This window comes from Kosakonia beeri, from assembly GCF_054165705.1.
Genome location: NZ_CM135106.1, coordinates 117,041 through 136,665, shown reverse-complemented (window position 1 = coordinate 136,665; position 19,625 = coordinate 117,041). Strand labels below are relative to the sequence as shown.

The following is a 19,625-nucleotide window of genomic DNA, read 5'->3' as shown; positions in this document are numbered from 1 at the left end:
GCCAGCGGCCCCTTTTTTCTTACTTATCCCAGCTCAGGATCACCTTACCTGAATGCCCTGAACGCATGGCATCAAAGCCCTGCTGGAAGTCATCAATGCCGAAACGGTGGGTAATAATCGGCGAGAGATCCAGACCAGACTGGATCAATGCAGCCATTTTATACCAGGTTTCAAACATCTCACGGCCATAAATACCTTTGATAAACAGCCCTTTGAAGATGACCTTGGTCCAGTCGATAGACATATCCGACGGCGGGATCCCCAGCATAGCAATACGCCCGCCGTGGTTCATGGTATCGAGCATGGTGCGGAAAGCTGGCGGCGCGCCAGACATCTCCAGCCCGACGTCGAACCCTTCGGTCATGCCCAGCTCTGCCATGACATCGGTCAGGCTCTCTTTGCTAACGTTAACCGCACGGGTAACACCCATTTTCCGTGCCAGATCGAGACGGTATTCGTTCACATCGGTGATCACCACGTGGCGTGCGCCAACATGTTTTGCCACTGCCGCCGCCATAATGCCGATAGGGCCGGCACCGGAAACCAGCACATCTTCACCCACCAGGTCGAAGGAGAGTGCGGTATGCACCGCATTACCGAACGGGTCAAAAATGGAGGCCAGATCGTCGGAGATATTGTCCGGAATTTTAAAAGCGTTGAAAGCCGGGATCACCAGATACTCGGCAAAACAGCCTGGACGGTTAACGCCGACGCCCACCGTATTGCGGCACAAATGGGTGCGGCCAGCCCGGCAGTTACGGCAATGACCGCAGGTAATATGGCCTTCGCCAGACACGCGATCGCCGATCCTGAAGCCTTTGACTTCCTGCCCCATGCCGACCACTTCACCGACGTACTCATGCCCGACCACCATGGGAATGGGAATGGTTTTCTGCGACCACTCGTCCCAATTGTAGATATGCACATCGGTGCCGCAAATGGCAGTTTTGCGGATTTTAATCAGCAAATCGTTATGACCCACATCCGGTTCCGCGACGTCGGTCATCCAGATGCCTTCTTCCGCTTTCAGTTTGGATAGTGCTTTCATCATGGTCCTCAGGCAATCACGCCCAGCTGTTTACCAATGCGGATAAAGGCTGCTACCGCACGCTCAATTTGCTCCGGGCTATGCGCCGCAGACATCTGCGTGCGAATACGCGCCTGGCCTTTTGGCACCACCGGGTAGAAGAAACCGGTGACATAGATGCCCTCTTTTTGCAGTTCGCGGGCGAAGTTTTGCGCAACCACCGCATCGCCCAGCATCACCGGGATAATGGCGTGATCGGCCCCAGCCAGCGTAAAGCCTGCGGCCGTCATTTTTTCGCGGAACAAGCGGGCGTTGGACCACAAGCGGTCACGCAATTCACCCCCGGATGCCAGCATCTCAAGCACTTTGATCGACGCGGCAACAATTGCAGGTGCCAGTGAATTAGAGAACAGGTACGGGCGGGAACGCTGACGCAGCCACTCAACCACCTCTTTGCGTGCCGCGGTATAACCGCCGGATGCCCCGCCCAGCGCTTTGCCCAGCGTACCGGTGATGATATCGACCCGCCCCATCACGTCGCAGTACTCATGCGTACCACGGCCGTTAGCGCCAACAAAACCCACTGCGTGAGAATCATCGACCATGACCAGCGCATCGTATTTATCTGCCAGGTCGCACACGCCTTTCAGGTTGGCAATCACACCATCCATTGAGAACACGCCGTCGGTGGCAATCAGTACATGACGCGCACCGGCCTCACGTGCCTCTTGCAAACGCGCTTCCAGCTCCTGCATATCGTTATTGGCATAGCGGTAGCGTTTTGCTTTGCACAGACGAACACCATCGATAATCGAGGCATGGTTCAGCGCATCGGAGATGATGGCGTCTTCAGCACCCAACAGGGTTTCAAACAGCCCACCGTTAGCATCAAAGCAAGAAGAGTAGAGGATGGAATCTTCCATGCCGAGGAAGTCGGCAAGTTTCTGCTCCAGCACTTTATGGCTGTCTTGCGTGCCGCAGATAAAGCGCACAGAGGCCATACCGAAACCGTGGCTGTCCATGCCCGCTTTTGCCGCCGCAATCAATTCAGGATGATTGGCCAGGCCGAGGTAGTTATTGGCACAGAAGTTAATAACGTGGCTACCATTGGCCACGGTAATGTCAGCCTGTTGCGCCGACGTGATAATGCGTTCTTCTTTGAACAGACCTTCCGCCCGTGCGGTTTCCAGGTCGTTCGTTAACTGCTTATAAAAATCCCCACGCATCGCAATTCTCCAGACAGGGCAAATTTCAGCACATATTACCCAAAGCTATACGGTGATACGAGATGACACATCACCACTTATCCATTTTGTAGCATAAATCACGCAGCGCCTTAGCGTTACCCCGCTGAATGGCTGAAGGGTCGGCAATGTGATGGTATGATAAGAAATATTAGTGTCTGAGATCGTCTCAACGCTTCACTTTTCAAAGGTACAGTTATGATCATCGTTACCGGCGGCGCGGGCTTCATCGGCAGCAACATAGTTAAGGCTCTGAATGATAAAGGCATCACGGATATTCTGGTGGTGGACAACCTGAAAGACGGCACCAAGTTTGTCAATCTTGTCGACCTGCATATTGCCGACTATATGGATAAAGAAGATTTTCTGATCCAGATTATGTCTGGCGAAGAATTCGGCGATATTGAAGCGGTGTTCCATGAAGGCGCCTGCTCTTCCACTACCGAGTGGGATGGCAAGTACATGATGGATAACAACTATCAGTACTCCAAAGAGCTGCTACATTACTGCCTGGAACGCGAAATCCCGTTCCTGTACGCCTCTTCCGCTGCGACTTACGGCGGCCGTACGTCTGACTTTATCGAATCCCGCGAATACGAGAAGCCGCTCAACGTGTATGGCTACTCCAAACTGCTGTTTGATGAATATGTGCGCGGCATTCTGCCGGAAGCGAATTCCCCCATCGTCGGCTTCCGCTATTTTAATGTTTATGGCCCGCGCGAAGGCCATAAAGGCAGCATGGCGAGTGTGGCATTTCACCTCAACACCCAGTTAAATAACGGCGAAAGCCCGAAACTGTTTGAAGGCAGCGATAGCTTCAAGCGCGATTTTGTCTATGTGGGTGATGTGGCGGCAGTGAACCTGTGGTTCTGGGAAAACGGTGTTTCCGGCATTTTCAACCTCGGTACAGGCCGTGCGGAGTCCTTCCAGGCCGTTGCCGATGCAACGCTGGCTTTTCATAAAAAAGGCAGCATTGAGTACATCCCCTTCCCGGATAAACTGAAAGGCCGCTATCAGGCTTTCACGCAGGCCGATCTGAGCAAGCTGCGCGCTGCGGGCTATGACAAGCCGTTCAAAACCGTCGCTGAAGGCGTAACCGAATATATGGAATGGCTGAACCGCGACGCATAAGTATGAAAATATTGGTGATTGGCCCATCCTGGGTTGGCGACATGATGATGTCGCAAAGTCTTTATCGCACGCTGAAAGCGCGCTTTCCCCAGGCAGTAATCGACGTGATGGCACCCGCATGGTGCCGTCCGCTTTTATCACGGATGCCGGAAGTGAACGAAGCCATTCCTATGCCGCTGGGTCACGGCGCGCTGGAGATTGGCGCGCGTCGCAAACTGGGCCATAGCCTGCGCGAACGGCGATACGATCGCGCTTATGTGCTGCCAAACTCTTTTAAATCTGCGCTGGTGCCGTTCTTCGCCGGTATTCCACACCGTACCGGCTGGCGCGGCGAAATGCGTTACGGCCTGCTCAACGATGCCCGCGTGCTGGACAAACAAGCCTGGCCGTTAATGGTTGAGCGCTATGTGGCGCTGGCCTACGACAAAGGGGTCATGCGCTCAGCCAGTGATCTGCCGCAGCCGCTGCTGTGGCCGCAATTGCAGGTTAACGACGCTGAGAAGTCGCAGGTCTGTGCCGCCTTTGACATCGCCGCTGAACGCCCGATGATTGGTTTCTGCCCAGGCGCAGAGTTTGGGCCTGCCAAACGCTGGCCGCATTATCACTATGCTGAGCTGGCCAAACAGTTGATCGACGAAGGCTACCAGATCGCGTTGTTTGGCTCGGCTAAAGATCACGATGCCGGCAATCAAATTCTTGCCGCGCTTAGCGTGGAGCAACAAGCATGGTGCCGCAACCTGGCGGGAGAAACGCAGTTAGAGCAGGCTGTCGTGCTGATCGCTGCCTGCAAAGCCGTGGTCAGCAATGACTCCGGCCTGATGCATGTCGCCGCCGCGCTTGACCGCCCATTAGTGGCGCTTTATGGCCCAAGCAGCCCGGACTTCACACCGCCGCTCTCGCACAAAGCGCGCGTTATTCGCCTGATCACGGGCTACCATAAAGTGCGCAAAGGCGACGCGGCTGAAGGCTATCACCAGAGCCTTATCGACATTACGCCGCAGCGCGTGCTGGAAGAGCTGAATGGTCTGCTGCTGGACGCACAAGGATAATTGATGCGGGTACTGATTGTTAAAACCTCCTCAATGGGAGATGTGCTGCATACGCTACCCGCGCTGACCGATGCCGTTCATGCTATTCCGGGTATTCGTTTTGACTGGGTAGTGGAAGAGGGTTTTGCACAAATCCCGTCCTGGCATGCTGCCGTTGATCGGGTTATTCCCGTTGCCATTCGCCGCTGGCGCAAAGCCTGGTTCTCTGCGCCGATCAAAGCGGAGCGCAACGCTTTTCGCGCCGCCGTGCAGGCGCAACATTACGATGCGATTATTGATGCGCAGGGGCTGGTCAAAAGCGCCGCGCTGGTCACTCGCCTGGCGCATGGCGTTAAACATGGCATGGACTGGCGAACGGCGCGGGAGCCGCTGGCAAGTCTGTTCTATAATCGCCGACACCATATTGCCAAACAGCAGCATGCGGTCGAGCGAACCCGCGAGCTGTTTGCGAAAAGCCTGGGCTATGTAAAGCCGCAAGCGCAGGGTGATTACGCCATTGCACAACATTTTGTGGGCGATGTGGCGCAAGGTAGCGATCCGTATGTCATTTTTCTGCACGCGACCACGCGCGATGACAAGCACTGGCCGGAGACACACTGGCGAAGGCTCATAGAGCTAATGCAACCAACGGGCATCCATATTAAACTCCCGTGGGGCGCAGAACACGAACGTCAGCGAGCAGAACGACTGGCAGCAGGGTTTCCCAATGTAGAAGTTCTGCCCAAACTCTCTCTGGCGCAGGTCGCGGCGCAATTGGCTGGCGCCATGGCTGTTGTCTCTGTCGATACCGGGCTGAGTCATTTGACCGCCGCGCTGGACAGACCGAATGTCACGCTTTTTGGTCCAACCGATCCGGGGTTAATCGGCGGTTACGGTAAAAATCAGCATCAAATGGTCAGCCCTTCTCAGCGTATGGGAGACATTAGCGCACATGAAATTTTTACATATCTTCAGGACAACCATCGGCTTTCTGATATGGATATTTAAGCGATGAGCTATGTATTTCTGCTGATTTTACTTCTACCGGTGAAACTCATTGGTAAGCTGTTTCGTAAAAATACGGGTAAAAACCTTGTTATTCAAACAGCTAAAATCGGCGACTTTATCAATGCCACCCCCTTGTTAGGCTGGCTGCAAAAAAGCGATGTCCTGGTGAGCCGTAGCGTCAGCGCGCTGGTAAAACATGATGACACCATCGATCAGGCGTTCTATATCGAGCAGCAAAAACGCAACCTGTGGCGTAAGCTCTGTTTCGCCTGCTACATCATGAACCGCTACGATAATGTCTACCTTCTGCAACCCACCAGCTGTAACCTCTTTTTCGCCGCCGTCTGTAACGCCAACAATAAACAGTTTTTAAGTATCTATACCCGCCGCTGGTACCACGGGATCTTTTACGCAACGGCAGATGGCACGGTTAACCATGAAAGACGCACGCTTTCCGTGACCAATTATCTGCGTCTCGCCAATCGTACGCTCACCTGGCAGGACGCACCAAAACACGCAACGAAGCCGCTGTTTAAACCGTCGGTGTATCCCGGCATTCTCGATAAGCCCGACGTTATTCGCATCGGTATCAGTATTTCAGCGGGCAATAAAGCCAAAACCATTCCACCCGTTATCTGGAAAACTCTGTTCGACAGCCTCGCGTCGCTGCCTTGTACGTTCTATGTCTTTGGCGCGCCGAATGAGCAACCCTGGATGGATGATATTATTCGCTCCTATGGAGAGATGCCTAATCTGGTCAATATGATAGGTAAAGTCTCACTGGTCGAATTGCCGTGGGCAATTGCGAAAATGGACTGTTATATTGCGTCCGATTCAGGAAATGTTTATATCGCAGATGCGGTCGGTGTACCGGTGATATTGCTTTTTGGGCCTTGTTGCCATTACGAGCAACGCCCGTTAGGAAATGTGCTGTTGATTGGCAATGATGCAAACATCAGCTCTTATGTTTTTGAGACACGTTACTATTTCACTCAGCCAAGAGAAGCGCTTTTTGCTGTTAGCGACGACGATATTGCGGCAATCAAACACTTTATAACCGAACTGCCAAAAACCCATTCGCTTCTACATTCCTCCGCCGTGCAGGGCAATTCACTGATATGACTTTTCTGAGCGTCATTATTGCGGCGCACAATGCCGAAAAAACACTGGCGGCCACGCTGGAAAGCTTAAACACAGCACTGGGCGATACCAGAGATGCCGTCGAAGTCATTCTGTTTAACGACAGTTCTGACGATGCCACGCAGACGATTATTGATCAGTGGGTGCCGCGCCTGCCAAATGCCCTCACTCGCTGCGTTAACTATCGTAACGTGGGCCAGGTACGCAGCAGCGCAGTTGCGCTGGCGAGCGGTGAATATATCACCATGCTGGACAGTGACGACTTACTGAAACCACTTAGCTTGCATGATGCCGTTGCGTTTTTAAGAAAACAGCAACCGGATATGTTGCTCACGCGTTTACTCGAAATTCGCGACTTGCGTAAAATCTCAACCGACTGGCAAGGATTTACGCCCGAAGCACTTACCCAGGATGACGCCATTCGCCGTTTTCTGATCCATAAAGATTTTCAGGCGCATTTGATTGGGCAGTTTATTCGTCGCGATATTTACCAGCGTAACCCAATCCCGGCGATGGTTTGCTATGAAGATTTCGCCGTTTTCCCGGGTATGCTGATGCAGGCCAGCCAGATTTTTTATCAACGCGCTGGCCACTATTATTACGTAAAACGCCCTGACAGCCTGTCGACTACGCTGGACGCCAGTAAAATTACACCCCTGGTGGAATGCACGCTGAGTATGGAAAAGCAATTCCCCGCCAAATTTAAGCCGCTCATTAACTGCCACTGGTTCGATATTTATAGCAACCATCGCGCGCACTTAACGCCGCAGCAAATGCAGACCGTGAAAAAACGGGTTGATGAGCTCTATTCGTTGGGCTTCTTTTTCGCGGGTGACGTGCGTTTCAGTTATAAAAAACGGGCAATCAAAGCCTGGTTGAAAAAGTGAGATAAACGCCCGCACCTGCCCCACAAGGGCCAACACTCAGGTGCGGTAAGCACGGGCTTTTTTATGGCTGCTTGTGCTGATAAAACTCCGCCAGCGTCATGCCCTGCGTCCGGGTAGCCAGCCAGGCAAACAGCTGCTCCAGATCTTCATATAACCCCTCAATCGCCGCTTCATCAGCAAAGGTTGGGCTGCCACCGGGCATAAACTCTGAAGAATGCAGCATAAACTCCACATAATCGCTGCCCTGGGACAGGCATTTATCTGCCACGTCGATCATTTGGGCGCTGTTCCCACCCGACGGACGCAGCCAGTTCGCCGATGGCGAGCGATATTTACCCCGCAAGCGGTCATAGCGCTGTTTCACCGCATTCAGCCATGCCGGATGTTTGTACTGAATGCTCATCGGGACTTCAAGCAGCGGGCCGTTACCCGGCTTCGAGATATCATCACAATCTATGAAATAAGCATGATCCGGGAAATGCTGGTAATCCGTTCCGCCGTTGCCCTGCGGTGCGCCTTTGGCATTGCGCCAGTTAACGCGAGGAGTGACGGAGCAATCCACCTGATAACCCAGCTCAACCAGCAGCCTTGCGTAGCGGCTGTCGAACGCCCAACGCCCCGCACGATGGCTCACCATTTTGGTTTCAAACGTCTCTTCCAGTAAGCGCGTCATATAGAGCACTTTCTCGCGCATCACATCATCGGGAAACTCAATCAGGTAGGGCTGCCAGCGCCAGTCATCGCCGGTAAGATCATGTTCTGGCGGGCTGTTCCACGCATGGAGATGCATGCCTACTTCACCCTGGCCGCGCGCAATCACATCTTTGGCGAACTCAACAAAACGCGGCTCAATGGCCATTTCATAGTTAGTCAGCCACACCGGTTTAAAACCGTAGCGTTCACAAAGCGCCTGGAAACGCGCCAGATAGCGCGAATTTTCCGTTTTGATTTCGCGATGGTTTTTCCAGAGATTATCGCCCTCTGTATCAATGGTGATGATAAACGCTGGCTTCGTCATTTTGGTTCCACAGGAATGAAAGTCGGCACTATGTTACGCATTCTCTTAACGCTGAGTAAACCTTTCCCCCATAAAATGGGGAGAACGTGGAGAAAGAGTGCAAGTCCACATAAGGTCTATTAGAATTGCTGCGAGGTCGTTTCCAATAAGATGATGATGAATAGCATACTTAATACGCCACAGATACGCATTTTAGTTATCAAGCTTCGTCATCACGGCGACATGTTACTGACCACTCCTGTGATTAATTCATTGCGACAGCGCTGTCCCGACGCGCAGATCGATGTCCTGCTCTATGAAGAGACGCGGGATATGCTGGCGGCGCATCCGGCTATTCACACCATTTATGGTATCGACAAAAAGTGGAAGCAACTCGGCACGCTAAAACATCTGCAAAAAGAGTGGCAGTTGCTGCGAACATTAAGAGCCCGGCATTATCATCTGGTTATCAACCTTGCCGATCAGTGGCGCAGCGCGATTGTTACGCGCTTCACCGGCGCACCTATGCGTATCGGGTTCGCCCTCAATAAACGCGACAATGCGTTCTGGCGCTTTTGTCACTCCAGCCTGGCCTCGGTTGCTAACCACAACGCCATGCATACCGTGGAGCAAAATCTCTCTGTACTCTCTCCGCTAGGCGTCGTGCCATTACCCCAGGTAACCATGAGCTATGCTGCGCAGGACTGGGAACAGGCCAGGCAGCGACTCGTTGCGAAAGGCGTGGGTGATAATTACCTGGTTATCCAGCCGACCTCGCGCTGGTTCTTTAAATGCTGGGATGAAAGCAAGATGGCGCAGGTGATCACTGCGCTCCGTCAGGAAGGCCACACGGTGGTGCTGACCTCCGGCCCCGATAAAAAAGAGCGGCAAATGATTGAAACGATCCTTGCCGCCTCGCCGCAAGACGGCGTCGTTTCGCTGGCAGGCGACCTCACCCTGCGCCAGCTGGCTGCGCTTATCGATCATGCCTGCTTATTTATTGGCGTCGACTCCGTGCCGATGCATATGGCCGCTGCGTTGCAAACCCCTTGTGTCGCGCTATTTGGTCCATCCAAGCTCACCTTCTGGTCGCCCTGGCAGGTTAACGGCGAAGTGATCTGGGCGGGAGATTACGGGCCACTTCCGGATCCGGACGCTGTCGATACCCGCACGAATGAGCGCTATCTTGATGCGATTCCCGTCGACGCCGTGGTTTCAGCCGCAAGGAAATATCTGTCATGAAGCATCATCGCCTGGCGATTGTCCGCCAAAAATACCGCCCGGATGGCGGCGCTGAGCGCTTCGTCTCCAGGGCGCTCAGCGCACTGAGCAATCAGGATCTGGAACTCAATGTGATCACCCGCGAATGGCAGGGTGAGAAACAGGACGACTGGCACATTCATATCTGCGATCCCTTTAAATGGGGACGCATTAGCCGCGAACGCGGGTTTGCGCAGGCGGCACGAGCGCTCTGGCAACAACAGCAGTTTGATATTGTGCAGAGCCATGAGCGCATTCCCGGCTGTGACATTTACCGTGCAGGCGACGGCGTACACCGCCGCTGGCTGCTACAACGCACACGCATTCTGCCGGGCTGGCGCGCCCGGATGTTGATGAATGACCGCTATCACCGTTATGTAATGAATGCCGAGCGCGAGATGTATCAAGCCCCAGAGCTGAAGGCGGTGATCTGTAATGCGGCGATGATTAAACAAGAAATCATTGAAGATTTCGCTGTTGACGCCGAAAAGATACATGTCATTTATAATTCAATTGATTCCACGCGTTTCACGCCAGGTGACAGCGCGCACCGTGCAGCGCTGCGCCAAAAGCTGGACTTACCGTCGAATGCAGTGGTCTTCTGCTTCGTCGGATCGGGGTTTGAAAGAAAAGGACTTGCCAGCGCTATCCAGGCAATTGCCGGTACGCCCGCTTATTTGATTGTCGTGGGTCAGGATAAGGCGGAAAAGCGGTATCGCGCACTGGCCGCCACGCTGGGTTGCGAGAAACAAATTCGTTTCTTAGGGATGCAAAAAGAGACGCTGCCGTATTATCAGGCGTCGGATGCCCTGCTGTTGCCCACGCTTTATGATCCTTTTCCGAATGTCATCCTCGAAGCAATGGCCTGCGGCCTGCCCGTTATCACCTCGAAGAGCTGCGGGGGCGCGGAGTTTATTGCACAAGGAGAGAATGGTTTCGTCTGTGATGCTCTCGATATAACGGCATTAAAAGCGTCCGTGACGGCCATTCCATTACTTGAAAAGAACTACAATATGGGCATGGCTGCCCGCAAAAAAGTCATGGACGCAACACCAGAGCGGCTTTCAAGCCAGCTCATTTCGCTTTATAAAAACTTCATGGATTAATGATGCGCATCCTGATGATTATTGATGGTTTACCGGGCGGAGGAGCTGAAAAAACAGTTCTTACGCTCTCCAGCGGATTGATGGAAATGGGACATCAGGTCTCTCTGTTTTCATTGAGAAAAGTGTGTGATTACCCCATTCCGGAAGGTCTTGACTATCAAGTTGTCCTGGATAAATGCAAAAAGCCCTGGCGTAAACTGACCGAGATCGCGCGTCGTGCAAAGCTGCTGGACCATGCCATTGAGATGGCAGAACAGCAGGCGGGAAAATACGACCTCGTGGTTTCCCATCTGCATAAAACCGACCGTATCGTCGCCCACAGCCGGGCGCTCGATCGCAATAAAGTCTGGTTTTGCCTGCACGGTATGTTTTCCTACTCCTATCTGCGCCACCGCCGCGGCTTGTCGCGCTGGCTTAAGCATCAGAAGATTCGCCATACCTATGAAAACCGCAACGTGATCGCTGTCTCTAACGCGGTGCTGGAAGACATTTCGCAGCAGATGAGCATTCCCATCCGCCGCGGTGAAGTGATCCATAATCCCTTTGATATCCCGTTGATTCAGCAACTGGCGGCCGAGCCATTTGAGATGCAAGGGCAGGATTACATCATCCATGTTGGTCGCTTTCATGAGAATAAGCGCCATGACCGGCTGTTGCGTGCTTATGCCATCAGCAACATCGACGCCCCCCTGGTGATGATGGGAAACGGCTCAACGGCGCTTATCCAACAGCTTAAAACCCTTGCTGACGAACTGGGCATTAGCGATCGCGTGATGTTCCGTGGCTTTGTGCCTAACCCTTATCCGTGGATTAAAGGGGCGCGCCTGTTAACGTTAAGCTCAGACTGCGAAGGGTTTGGCAACGTGCTGGTAGAAGCCATTATCTGCAACACGCCCCCGGTAAGCACAAACTGCCCGGGCGGCCCGGCGGAAATATTGACCGGCCCGCTTGCGCGCGGGCTTTCGGCAATGAGCGATGAGGGTCTGGCTAAAACGCTGGCCGATATCTATAACAACCCACCTTTAATTAACGGTGATACTATCGCTTCCTATGGTATCAACGCGATTTGCCAGCAGTATGTTGCTCTGGCTGAAGAGATAAAATAATCAGGTTTTTTATGCAAAATTCAGCGCCATTATTAAGCGTGGTCGTTGCCGTCTATAACGGTGAAGCCTTCCTGGATCAGTTTTTCACCTGCCTTGTTAACCAACGCATTGAAAGTATGGAAGTGATCATCGTTAACGATGGTTCCACCGACGGTTCAATGGCGATCGTTGAAAAATGGCGCTCACAGTTACCGCAATTGCAGGTGATTGAACAGGCGAATCAGGGCGTCTCCATCGCACGTAATACCGGGCTTGCCGTCGCCACGGGCCAGTATCTCTCCTTCCCCGACATTGACGACGTCTTTAAGCCGGGTATGTTCCAGCGTCTGCTGGATATGGCGCAGGATGGCGATCTGGATGTGGCAACCTGCAACGGTAACTACGTCTGGGAAAATGATAAAAAGCCGACACGTCCTATCTTTCCACCTGAGGCCCTGCAATCAACAGGTGTCATGCGTGGCCCGGACTGGCTGAAAAAGGCGCTGGATTCACGCAAGTTTCTGCACGTGACCTGGCTGAATATCTATCGCCACGACTTTATAAAGCAGCACGGTTTCCGTTTCGAGCCCGGCTTGCGTCATCAGGATATTCCGTGGACCACGGAAGTGCTGCTTGCCGCTGAACGGGTGCAGTACACCAGTGAACGTTTTTACGATTATTACATCCACTCGGCATCGGTTTCTCATATGCCGGACAATGACGACACGCTGATCCGCTCCGCACGTCATTACATGAAAATATTGCAGATGCTGGATGCGATTAATCAGCGCTATTCCGACGAAGCGAAGCAGATTCCCGCTTGTTACTGGCAAATCGCCAAAGAGGGGTTGGGAATCATCCACACATTTGACAACATGCAGGATGAGCAGAAGAAGGCCTTGATAATCCGGGAGTTTTTCGACACCGGTGTCTGGGCGCTGATCTGGAAAAACGCAAAAACGCTGCGTTTACGCTGGCGCCTGGGCCGCCGCTACTTCCGTCTGAAAAGGTATCTGGCATAAGAGATAGCTTTACGCAGGCTAAATGCTTAGAATTTGCCCGCCGAATCTTAAAAAAACGGATAGTCGCTTGGAATTGTTGTATACCACCCTGCTCTACATCATTCAGCCTCTGGTGTGGCTGCGGTTATTACTTCGCAGCCGCAAAGCCCCTGCTTACCGCAAACGCTGGGCCGAACGTTATGGCTTTTGCCATGACAAAGTGAAGCCGGACGGTATTCTGTTGCATTCCGTATCCGTGGGCGAAACGCTGGCAGCAATCCCGCTGGTGCGCGCGTTGCGCCATCGTTACCCTTCACTGCCCATCACAGTGACTACCATGACGCCCACCGGTTCAGAGCGCGTCATGTCGGCCTTTGGCAAAGACGTTCATCACGTCTATCTTCCGTATGATCTGCCCTGCGCCATGAACCGTTTCTTTAACAGCGTTCGCCCTAAGTTGGTGATCGTGATGGAAACCGAACTGTGGCCGAATATGATTTCTGCGCTCAGCGCCCGCAAGATCCCGCTGGTTATCGCCAACGCTCGCCTGTCAGAACGCTCGGCGAAAGGTTACGGCAAGCTGGGCAAATTTATGCGTCGTCTGCTGGGTAAAATTACGCTGATTGCCGCACAAAACCAGGAAGATGGCGACCGTTTCCTGCAACTGGGCCTGAAGCGCAATCAACTGGCCGTAACGGGCAGCCTGAAATTCGATATCTCAGTCACGCCGGAGCTTGCCGCGCGTGCTGTTACGCTGCGTCGCCAGTGGGCGCCGCGACGCCAGGTGTGGATTGCCACCAGCACGCACGAAGGCGAAGAAGCCATTATCCTGCAGGCGCATCGTAAGCTGCTGGAAAACTTCCCCGACCTGTTGCTGATCCTGGTTCCCCGCCATCCGGAACGGTTCCCCGATGCGCGCAACATGACGCAGAAAGCTGGGTTTAGTTACACCCTGCGCAGTTCAGGCGAAATTCCGTCTTCCAGTACCCAGGTGGTGATTGGCGATACCATGGGTGAGCTGATGCTGCTGTATGGCATTGCCGATTTGGCCTTCGTGGGCGGCAGCCTGGTAGAGCGCGGTGGTCATAACCCGCTGGAACCGGCGGCGCATGCCATCCCGGTGCTGATGGGGCCGCACACCTTTAATTTCAAAGATATCTGCTCGCGTCTGCAAGAAGCGGAAGGGCTGATTACCGTTACCGATGCCGACTCACTGGTTAAAGAAGTCGCGACCTTGCTGACCGACGAAGATTATCGCCTGTGGTACGGGCGTCATGCGGTTGAAGTCCTGCACCAGAACCAGGGTGCGCTGGCACGTCTGCTGCAGCTTCTGCAACCGTATTTGCCTCAGCGGAGCCATTAATGTCCAGACGCCTGTCGGTGGTGATGATCGCCAAAAACGCGGCGGATTTGCTGCCTGATTGCCTGGCGTCCGTCGCCTGGGCCGATGAGATCGTGGTACTGGACTCCGGTAGCGACGATGACACCGCTGACGTTGCCGCCCGTGCTGGCGCAAAAGTCTTCACCGACACAGCCTGGTCAGGCTATGGTGTTCAGCGCCAGCGTGCTCAGCGCTACGCCAGCGGCGATTATATCCTGATGATTGATACTGACGAACGCGTCACGCCGGAGCTGGCGCAGTCGCTTCGCGCAGCGCTTGATGCGCCGCAACCGGGCGCCGTTTACAGTATTGCCCGGCGTAACTATTTTCTTGGTCGCTTTATGCGCCACAGCGGCTGGTATCCCGATCGTGTGACACGCCTGTATGAACGCGAGCGTTATCAGTACAACGACAACAAGGTGCATGAATCACTGGAAGCACCAAAAGCACAGGTGATTGCCCTGTCCGGGGATTTACTGCACCTGACCTGTCGTGATTTCGCCAGCTTCCAGCGCAAGCAGCTTAACTACGCAACGGCGTGGGCGCAGGAGCGCCACCAACGTGGCAAAAAAACCTCACTGCCCGGCATTTTCGCCCATACTTTGGGCGCCTTTTGCAAAACCTTGTTGCTGCGCGGTGGTGTGCTCGACGGTAAACAGGGCTGGCTGCTGGCGGTGGTTAACGCGCAGTATACTTTCAATAAATACACCGAGCTGTGGGCGCTGAACCACGGTTATTCAGAGAAAGAATAAGCGATGAGCACAAAAGCGATTTATCCCGGCACCTTTGATCCGATCACTAACGGGCATATTGATATCGTTACCCGCGCCGCCACCATGTTTGACGAGGTGGTGCTGGCCATTGCCGCCAGCCCAAGTAAAAAACCGATGTTTGACCTGCAGGAGCGCGTGGCGCTGGCACAGGCATCGACGGCGCACATTGCCAACGTTACGGTAGTGGGCTTTAGTGATTTGATGGCGAACTTTGCCCGGGTGCAGCAGGCCAATATCCTGATCCGCGGTCTGCGGGCAGTGGCTGATTTTGAATATGAAATGCAGCTGGCGCATATGAATCGCCACTTGATGCCTGAACTGGAAAGCGTATTTTTAATGCCGTCGAAAGAGTGGTCGTTTATCTCTTCAACGCTGGTAAAAGAAGTGGCGCGCCATCAGGGCGATGTCACCCATTTCCTGCCGCAAAATGTGCACCAGGCGCTGCTGGAAAAGCTGAAATAACCACGCTATCCGGCCTGACAGGCGTTTTATCATCAGGCACGGAGACAGTTGTTATTTCTGGCAGCGACGGCAGTAAAACGTCGAACGCTGCGCGTGTTTCGCGGCCATAATTGGCGTTGCGCAAACGCGACAAGGTTCACCTTCCCGCCCGTAGACTTGTAATTCCTGCGCAAAATAGCCCGGTTTCCCGTCGCTTTGCAAAAAGTCCTTCAGCGTGGTTCCACCCTGCTCGATGGATCGCAGCAGTACCGCTTTGATTACCCGCACCAGTAATTCACACTCTTGCCGGGAGAGAGAGGAGGCCAGCCGATCGGGATGGATCCCGGCAGCGAACAGTGATTCGCTGGCATAAATGTTACCCACGCCTACCACCAGCTTGTTATCCATCAGCCAGGGTTTGATCGCGGTTTTTTTCTTTGCGCATTTCTGCTGAAAGTAATCGGCGTTAAACTCTTCGCTCAGCGGCTCCGGGCCGAGGTGCGCCAACACATTGTGCCCTTCCAGCTCTTTGGTCCACAGCCATGCGCCAAAGCGGCGCGGATCGGTGTAACGCAGCACTTTGCCGTTACTCATTATCAGGTCAACATGATCGTGTTTTTCCGCCGGTAGCTCGTAAGGCAGTATGCGCAGACTGCCGGACATACCAAGATGGATAATGATCCAACCGTCCGGCAGCTCCAGCAGGAGGTATTTGGCGCGGCGCTGCACACTGAGCACCGGTTTATCGCTCAGGCTGTGGATCTCTTCTGAAACCGGCCAGCGTAATCGCCCGTTGCGCACCACTGCATGAAGAATGGTTTCGCCCACCAGGTGCGGTTCAATACCACGGCGGCTGGTTTCGACTTCGGGTAATTCAGGCATCTCATCTCCGGCTTATGGGTTAGCAGAAATGCAAAAACCCCGACATTGCGGGGTTTTTGTTCAAGAAAACTAAAATTATTTGATTTTAGCTTCTTTGTACAGCACGTGCTGACGGACAACTGGATCGAATTTTTTCAGTTCCAGTTTTTCCGGCTTAGTACGTTTGTTCTTCGTGGTGGTGTAGAAGTGACCAGTACCAGCGGAAGAAACCAGCTTGATTTTCTCACGAATACCTTTAGCCATGATTTATATCCTTTAAGTACTTAGTACTTTTCGCCACGGGCACGCAGTTCAGACAGAACTGTATCGATGCCTTTCTTATCAATAACACGCATACCTTTAGCAGATACACGCAGGGTGACAAAACGCTTTTCGCTCTCAACCCAGAAACGGTGAGAGTGCAGGTTCGGCAGGAAACGGCGTTTAGTCGCGTTCAGTGCGTGGGAACGGTTGTTACCGGTCACCGGACGCTTGCCAGTAACTTGGCAGACTCGGGACATGTCTATTCTCCAAAAATCAAATTAGCTCGAGCTTCGTATGGGGTATCGGCGCCTCGTCAGGCTTTACAGCCCGGTCATCGCAGTTCAATGTGAACTCTCGATTGCCAGGCCCAAATGCCAAACCCGAGATTCTCAAAGGTGGCGTAGTATACGCTGAGTCGGCGGTGTGCTCAAGTCCCGAACAGACAAAGATCCCTAAGGATCGCGCAAAGTGGTCTAAATCCACCCACGTTCTGCAAAAGAAACAGACTCTCCACGACCGATTACCAGATGGTCAATCACCCGGATGCCCATGAACTGACAGCATTTTACCACTCTTTCGGTGATCTGCCTGTCCGCTTTGCTCGGCTCAGCATTACCAGAGGGGTGATTATGCGCGAGGATCACGCCCGCCGCATTCACTTTTAACGCTTCACGGACAATTTCACGCGGGTGCACCTCAACATTGTTGATTGTTCCGCTGAATAACCGGCTATGTTTGAGCACCCGATTCTGGTTATCCAGAAAGATCACCATAAAGATCTCGCGCTCCTCCCCCATCAGCTGACTTTGTAAAAACTCCTTCGTCATCTCCGGGCTAAGTAACGAGCTCTCTTCCAACAGCCGCGCATTGTAATAGCGACGCGCCAGTTCGCCGATGCCTCGCAGTTGCGCATACTTCGCCACGCCAATACCGTGCACATCTTTAAAATCATCAAGGTCGGAAGAGAGCAACGCATATAACGACCCAAAGCGTTTTAGCATCTCCCTTGCGACGGTGAGTACGCACTTTCCCTGAGTACCGGTACGTAAAAACAGGGCTAATAGCTCAACATCCGTCAGTGACTCAATACCATATTTAAGCATTTTTTCACGCGGCTTCTGCGGGGTAAAAACGATATCCATGTCATTCCTCCTTCTCTCACGTCCATGCTGCCATAAGGTGCCTCCCACCTTCGATGAACGATTTCCATCTCTGCGTAGTACCTCGCAAAGTGGTTCGCGGGCAAAAGCACGACAACATCAGGATTGTGATAAAATGCCCAGCTTCTGGTGAAATCCAACAGGAAAGAATCATGATGAGTCTGGCGGGTAAAAAAATCGTCCTCGGCGTCAGTGGCGGCATTGCGGCTTATAAAGCACCGGAACTGGTGCGCCGTTTGCGTGAACGTGGCGCGGAAGTACGTGTCGCGATGACCGAGGCCGCTAAAGCCTTTATTACGCCGATGAGCCTGCAGGCCGTCTCCGGTTATCCGGTGTCTGACAGTCTGCTTGATCCCGCCGCAGAAGCGGCAATGGGGCATATTGAACTGGGTAAATGGGCGGATCTGGTGATTCTCGCGCCCGCTACCGCCGATCTCATCGCCCGCGTCGCTGCTGGCATGGCTAACGATTTGGTGTCCACCATCTGCCTGGCGACGCCCTCACCGGTTGCAGTGGTCCCGGCCATGAACCAGCAGATGTATCGCGCCGCGGCTACCCAGCATAATTTGCAGGTGCTTGCCTCACGTGGTCTGTTGTTATGGGGGCCGGACAGCGGTAGCCAGGCATGTGGCGATATTGGCCCCGGTCGTATGCTGGATCCGCTGGCCATTGTTGATATGGCAGCAACGCATTTTTCCCCTGTCAACGATCTGCAACATCTGAACATCATGATTACCGCCGGTCCCACTCGCGAGCCGCTGGATCCGGTGCGGTATATCACCAATCTCAGTTCCGGTAAGATGGGCTTTGCCATTGCCGCCGCTGCCGCCAATCGTGGCGCGAAGGTGACGCTGGTAGCGGGCCCGGTTTCATTGCCCACCCCTACAGGTGTTCAACGTGTGGATGTGACCACCGCGCTGGAGATGGAAGCCGCCGTACAGCAGGGTATACAAGGGCAGCAGATTTTTATCGGCTGCGCCGCCGTTGCAGATTACCGCGCCGCCAGCATCGCTGAAGAGAAAATCAAAAAGCAAGGCGATGAAATCACGATAAAAATGGTTAAGAATCCGGATATCGTCGCAGGCGTTGCCGCGCTGACCACCCACCGCCCTTACGTTGTTGGGTTTGCCGCCGAAACAAATAATGTGGAAGAATATGCCCGGCAAAAACGTACCCGCAAAAACCTTGATCTGATTTGCGCCAATGACGTTTCGCAGGACAATCAAGGCTTTAATAGCGACAGCAACGCATTACACCTTTTCTGGCAGGATGGCGATAAACGCTTACCGCTGGAGCGCAAGGAACTTCTGGGACACTTATTACTGGACGAGATCGTTACCCGTTATGATGAAAAAAATCGACGTTAAGATTCTGGACCCGCGCGTTGGCAATCAATTTCCGCTGCCGACATACGCCACCTCCGGTTCTGCCGGACTTGACCTGCGCGCCTGTCTTGACGACGCCGTAGAGCTGGCACCTGGCGCCACCACCTTACTGCCTACCGGCCTGGCCATTCATATTGCCGACCCTGAGCTGGCAGCGGTGATCCTGCCCCGTTCCGGGCTGGGGCACAAACATGGCGTGGTGCTGGGTAACCTGGTCGGGCTGATTGATTCGGATTACCAGGGGCAGTTGATGGTTTCTGTCTGGAACCGCGGGCACGACAGCTTTACTATCGTGCCAGGCGAACGCATCGCGCAGATGGTGTTTGTACCGGTTGTGCAGGCGGAATTTAACCTGGTGGAAGACTTTGACGCGACTGAACGCGGTGAAGGCGGCTTCGGCCATTCTGGCCGCCAGTAATGGCCCTTTTTTAACGCATCACACAACG

At 53.6% G+C, this 19,625-nt stretch carries 21 protein-coding genes; 14 read left to right on the top strand and 7 right to left on the bottom strand.

Annotation, left to right across the window (positions count from 1 at the left end; translation table 11 throughout):
- Positions 1–19 precede the first annotated feature (19 nt).
- Positions 20–1,048 (bottom strand): L-threonine 3-dehydrogenase, encoded by a 1,029-nt coding sequence (gene tdh, locus ACUY4S_RS00665; RefSeq protein WP_458023001.1) that lies wholly within the window; start codon positions 1,046–1,048, stop codon positions 20–22.
- Positions 1,049–1,056: 8 nt separating this feature from the next.
- Positions 1,057–2,253 carry a glycine C-acetyltransferase gene (gene kbl / locus ACUY4S_RS00660; protein WP_312690137.1) on the bottom strand — a complete coding sequence of 399 codons (1,197 nt, stop codon included), beginning with the start codon at positions 2,251–2,253 and terminating at the stop codon, positions 1,057–1,059.
- A 216-nt stretch (positions 2,254–2,469) separates the two neighbouring features.
- Between kbl and rfaD the strand changes: the two genes are divergently transcribed.
- The 5 genes from rfaD to ACUY4S_RS00635 are packed head-to-tail and all read left to right on the top strand — an operon-like array spanning position 2,470 to position 7,465.
- Positions 2,470–3,402, top strand: coding sequence for an ADP-glyceromanno-heptose 6-epimerase (gene rfaD / locus ACUY4S_RS00655; RefSeq protein WP_312690139.1), 933 nt, complete (start codon positions 2,470–2,472; stop codon positions 3,400–3,402).
- A gap of 2 nt (positions 3,403–3,404) precedes the next feature.
- On the top strand, positions 3,405–4,451 hold the full coding sequence (gene rfaF, locus ACUY4S_RS00650) for an ADP-heptose--LPS heptosyltransferase RfaF (protein ID WP_312690141.1): 1,047 nt from the start codon (positions 3,405–3,407) through the stop codon (positions 4,449–4,451).
- 3 nt (positions 4,452–4,454) lie between these two features.
- Entirely contained in the window at positions 4,455–5,438 is a 984-nt protein-coding gene (gene rfaC / locus ACUY4S_RS00645) for a lipopolysaccharide heptosyltransferase RfaC (protein WP_312690143.1), read from the top strand.
- A 3-nt stretch (positions 5,439–5,441) separates the two neighbouring features.
- Positions 5,442–6,560, top strand: coding sequence for a glycosyltransferase family 9 protein (locus ACUY4S_RS00640; RefSeq protein ID WP_312690146.1), 1,119 nt, complete (start codon positions 5,442–5,444; stop codon positions 6,558–6,560).
- On the top strand, positions 6,557–7,465 hold the full coding sequence (locus ACUY4S_RS00635; protein WP_458022988.1) for a glycosyltransferase family 2 protein: 909 nt from the start codon (positions 6,557–6,559) through the stop codon (positions 7,463–7,465). Before ACUY4S_RS00640 ends, ACUY4S_RS00635 begins: the two co-directional genes overlap by 4 nt.
- A gap of 61 nt (positions 7,466–7,526) precedes the next feature.
- Here ACUY4S_RS00635 and ACUY4S_RS00630 read toward each other — a convergent pair whose 3' ends face one another.
- On the bottom strand, positions 7,527–8,483 hold the full coding sequence (locus ACUY4S_RS00630; protein ID WP_312690149.1) for a polysaccharide deacetylase family protein: 957 nt from the start codon (positions 8,481–8,483) through the stop codon (positions 7,527–7,529).
- 150 nt (positions 8,484–8,633) lie between these two features.
- Here ACUY4S_RS00630 and rfaQ point away from each other — a divergent pair, with 150 nt between their 5' ends.
- The 7 genes from rfaQ (at position 8,634) to coaD (ending at position 15,530) form a co-directional block, all read left to right on the top strand.
- Positions 8,634–9,704, top strand: a complete 1,071-nt coding sequence (rfaQ, locus tag ACUY4S_RS00625; protein ID WP_312690151.1) for a putative lipopolysaccharide heptosyltransferase III — start codon at positions 8,634–8,636, stop codon at positions 9,702–9,704.
- Positions 9,701–10,828 carry a glycosyltransferase family 4 protein gene (locus ACUY4S_RS00620; RefSeq protein WP_458022989.1) on the top strand — a complete coding sequence of 376 codons (1,128 nt, stop codon included), beginning with the start codon at positions 9,701–9,703 and terminating at the stop codon, positions 10,826–10,828. The genes rfaQ and ACUY4S_RS00620 overlap by 4 nt, the downstream gene beginning before the upstream one ends.
- A 2-nt stretch (positions 10,829–10,830) precedes the next feature.
- Positions 10,831–11,934 (top strand): glycosyltransferase, encoded by a 1,104-nt coding sequence (locus tag ACUY4S_RS00615; RefSeq protein ID WP_458023002.1) that lies wholly within the window; start codon positions 10,831–10,833, stop codon positions 11,932–11,934.
- An 11-nt stretch (positions 11,935–11,945) separates the two neighbouring features.
- Positions 11,946–12,935, top strand: coding sequence for a glycosyltransferase (locus ACUY4S_RS00610; protein ID WP_458022990.1), 990 nt, complete (start codon positions 11,946–11,948; stop codon positions 12,933–12,935).
- 67 nt (positions 12,936–13,002) lie between these two features.
- Positions 13,003–14,277 carry a lipid IV(A) 3-deoxy-D-manno-octulosonic acid transferase gene (gene waaA, locus ACUY4S_RS00605; RefSeq protein ID WP_312690155.1) on the top strand — a complete coding sequence of 425 codons (1,275 nt, stop codon included), beginning with the start codon at positions 13,003–13,005 and terminating at the stop codon, positions 14,275–14,277.
- Positions 14,277–15,047 (top strand): glycosyltransferase family 2 protein, encoded by a 771-nt coding sequence (locus tag ACUY4S_RS00600; protein WP_312690156.1) that lies wholly within the window; start codon positions 14,277–14,279, stop codon positions 15,045–15,047. The genes waaA and ACUY4S_RS00600 overlap by 1 nt, the downstream gene beginning before the upstream one ends.
- Positions 15,048–15,050: 3 nt before the next feature.
- Positions 15,051–15,530, top strand: a complete 480-nt coding sequence (coaD, locus tag ACUY4S_RS00595) for a pantetheine-phosphate adenylyltransferase (RefSeq protein ID WP_458022991.1) — start codon at positions 15,051–15,053, stop codon at positions 15,528–15,530.
- A gap of 51 nt (positions 15,531–15,581) precedes the next feature.
- Here coaD and mutM read toward each other — a convergent pair whose 3' ends face one another.
- The 4 genes from mutM to radC form a co-directional block, all read right to left on the bottom strand.
- Complete coding sequence (gene mutM, locus ACUY4S_RS00590) at positions 15,582–16,391, bottom strand: bifunctional DNA-formamidopyrimidine glycosylase/DNA-(apurinic or apyrimidinic site) lyase (protein ID WP_458022992.1); 810 nt, start codon at positions 16,389–16,391, stop codon at positions 15,582–15,584.
- Between the two features lie 75 nt (positions 16,392–16,466).
- On the bottom strand, positions 16,467–16,634 hold the full coding sequence (gene rpmG / locus ACUY4S_RS00585) for a 50S ribosomal protein L33 (RefSeq protein WP_003024094.1): 168 nt from the start codon (positions 16,632–16,634) through the stop codon (positions 16,467–16,469).
- Positions 16,635–16,654: 20 nt separating this feature from the next.
- The gene (gene rpmB, locus ACUY4S_RS00580; protein ID WP_002436699.1) at positions 16,655–16,891 is read right to left on the bottom strand and encodes a 50S ribosomal protein L28; all 237 of its coding nucleotides are present in this window, start codon (positions 16,889–16,891) and stop codon (positions 16,655–16,657) included.
- A gap of 216 nt (positions 16,892–17,107) precedes the next feature.
- Positions 17,108–17,776 carry a RadC family protein gene (gene radC / locus ACUY4S_RS00575; RefSeq protein WP_312690162.1) on the bottom strand — a complete coding sequence of 223 codons (669 nt, stop codon included), beginning with the start codon at positions 17,774–17,776 and terminating at the stop codon, positions 17,108–17,110.
- 173 nt (positions 17,777–17,949) lie between these two features.
- Here radC and coaBC point away from each other — a divergent pair, with 173 nt between their 5' ends.
- Positions 17,950–19,161: a bifunctional phosphopantothenoylcysteine decarboxylase/phosphopantothenate--cysteine ligase CoaBC gene (gene coaBC / locus ACUY4S_RS00570; RefSeq protein WP_312690214.1), complete on the top strand. Its 1,212-nt coding sequence runs from the start codon at positions 17,950–17,952 to the stop codon at positions 19,159–19,161.
- A complete protein-coding gene (gene dut / locus ACUY4S_RS00565; RefSeq protein WP_312690164.1) occupies positions 19,139–19,597 on the top strand; it encodes a dUTP diphosphatase in 459 nt (152 codons plus the stop codon). The genes coaBC and dut overlap by 23 nt, the downstream gene beginning before the upstream one ends.
- The last annotated feature ends 28 nt before the right edge of the window (positions 19,598–19,625 follow it).

Coding starts and splice junctions, on each gene's coding strand:
- rfaD (WP_312690139.1), top strand. CDS start 2,470: ATGATCATCGTTACCGGCGGCGCGGGCTTCATCGGCAGCAACATAGTT.
- ACUY4S_RS00630 (WP_312690149.1), bottom strand. CDS start 8,483: ATGACGAAGCCAGCGTTTATCATCACCATTGATACAGAGGGCGATAAT.
- rfaQ (WP_312690151.1), top strand. CDS start 8,634: ATGATGATGAATAGCATACTTAATACGCCACAGATACGCATTTTAGTT.
- ACUY4S_RS00615 (WP_458023002.1), top strand. CDS start 10,831: ATGCGCATCCTGATGATTATTGATGGTTTACCGGGCGGAGGAGCTGAA.
- ACUY4S_RS00610 (WP_458022990.1), top strand. CDS start 11,946: ATGCAAAATTCAGCGCCATTATTAAGCGTGGTCGTTGCCGTCTATAAC.
- rfaC (WP_312690143.1), top strand. CDS start 4,455: ATGCGGGTACTGATTGTTAAAACCTCCTCAATGGGAGATGTGCTGCAT.
- tdh (WP_458023001.1), bottom strand. CDS start 1,048: ATGAAAGCACTATCCAAACTGAAAGCGGAAGAAGGCATCTGGATGACC.
- rpmB (WP_002436699.1), bottom strand. CDS start 16,891: ATGTCCCGAGTCTGCCAAGTTACTGGCAAGCGTCCGGTGACCGGTAAC.
- ACUY4S_RS00600 (WP_312690156.1), top strand. CDS start 14,277: ATGTCCAGACGCCTGTCGGTGGTGATGATCGCCAAAAACGCGGCGGAT.
- radC (WP_312690162.1), bottom strand. CDS start 17,776: ATGGATATCGTTTTTACCCCGCAGAAGCCGCGTGAAAAAATGCTTAAA.
- coaD (WP_458022991.1), top strand. CDS start 15,051: ATGAGCACAAAAGCGATTTATCCCGGCACCTTTGATCCGATCACTAAC.
- ACUY4S_RS00640 (WP_312690146.1), top strand. CDS start 5,442: ATGAGCTATGTATTTCTGCTGATTTTACTTCTACCGGTGAAACTCATT.
- rpmG (WP_003024094.1), bottom strand. CDS start 16,634: ATGGCTAAAGGTATTCGTGAGAAAATCAAGCTGGTTTCTTCCGCTGGT.
- mutM (WP_458022992.1), bottom strand. CDS start 16,391: ATGCCTGAATTACCCGAAGTCGAAACCAGCCGCCGTGGTATTGAACCG.
- coaBC (WP_312690214.1), top strand. CDS start 17,950: ATGAGTCTGGCGGGTAAAAAAATCGTCCTCGGCGTCAGTGGCGGCATT.
- ACUY4S_RS00635 (WP_458022988.1), top strand. CDS start 6,557: ATGACTTTTCTGAGCGTCATTATTGCGGCGCACAATGCCGAAAAAACA.
- rfaF (WP_312690141.1), top strand. CDS start 3,405: ATGAAAATATTGGTGATTGGCCCATCCTGGGTTGGCGACATGATGATG.
- ACUY4S_RS00620 (WP_458022989.1), top strand. CDS start 9,701: ATGAAGCATCATCGCCTGGCGATTGTCCGCCAAAAATACCGCCCGGAT.
- dut (WP_312690164.1), top strand. CDS start 19,139: ATGATGAAAAAAATCGACGTTAAGATTCTGGACCCGCGCGTTGGCAAT.
- kbl (WP_312690137.1), bottom strand. CDS start 2,253: ATGCGTGGGGATTTTTATAAGCAGTTAACGAACGACCTGGAAACCGCA.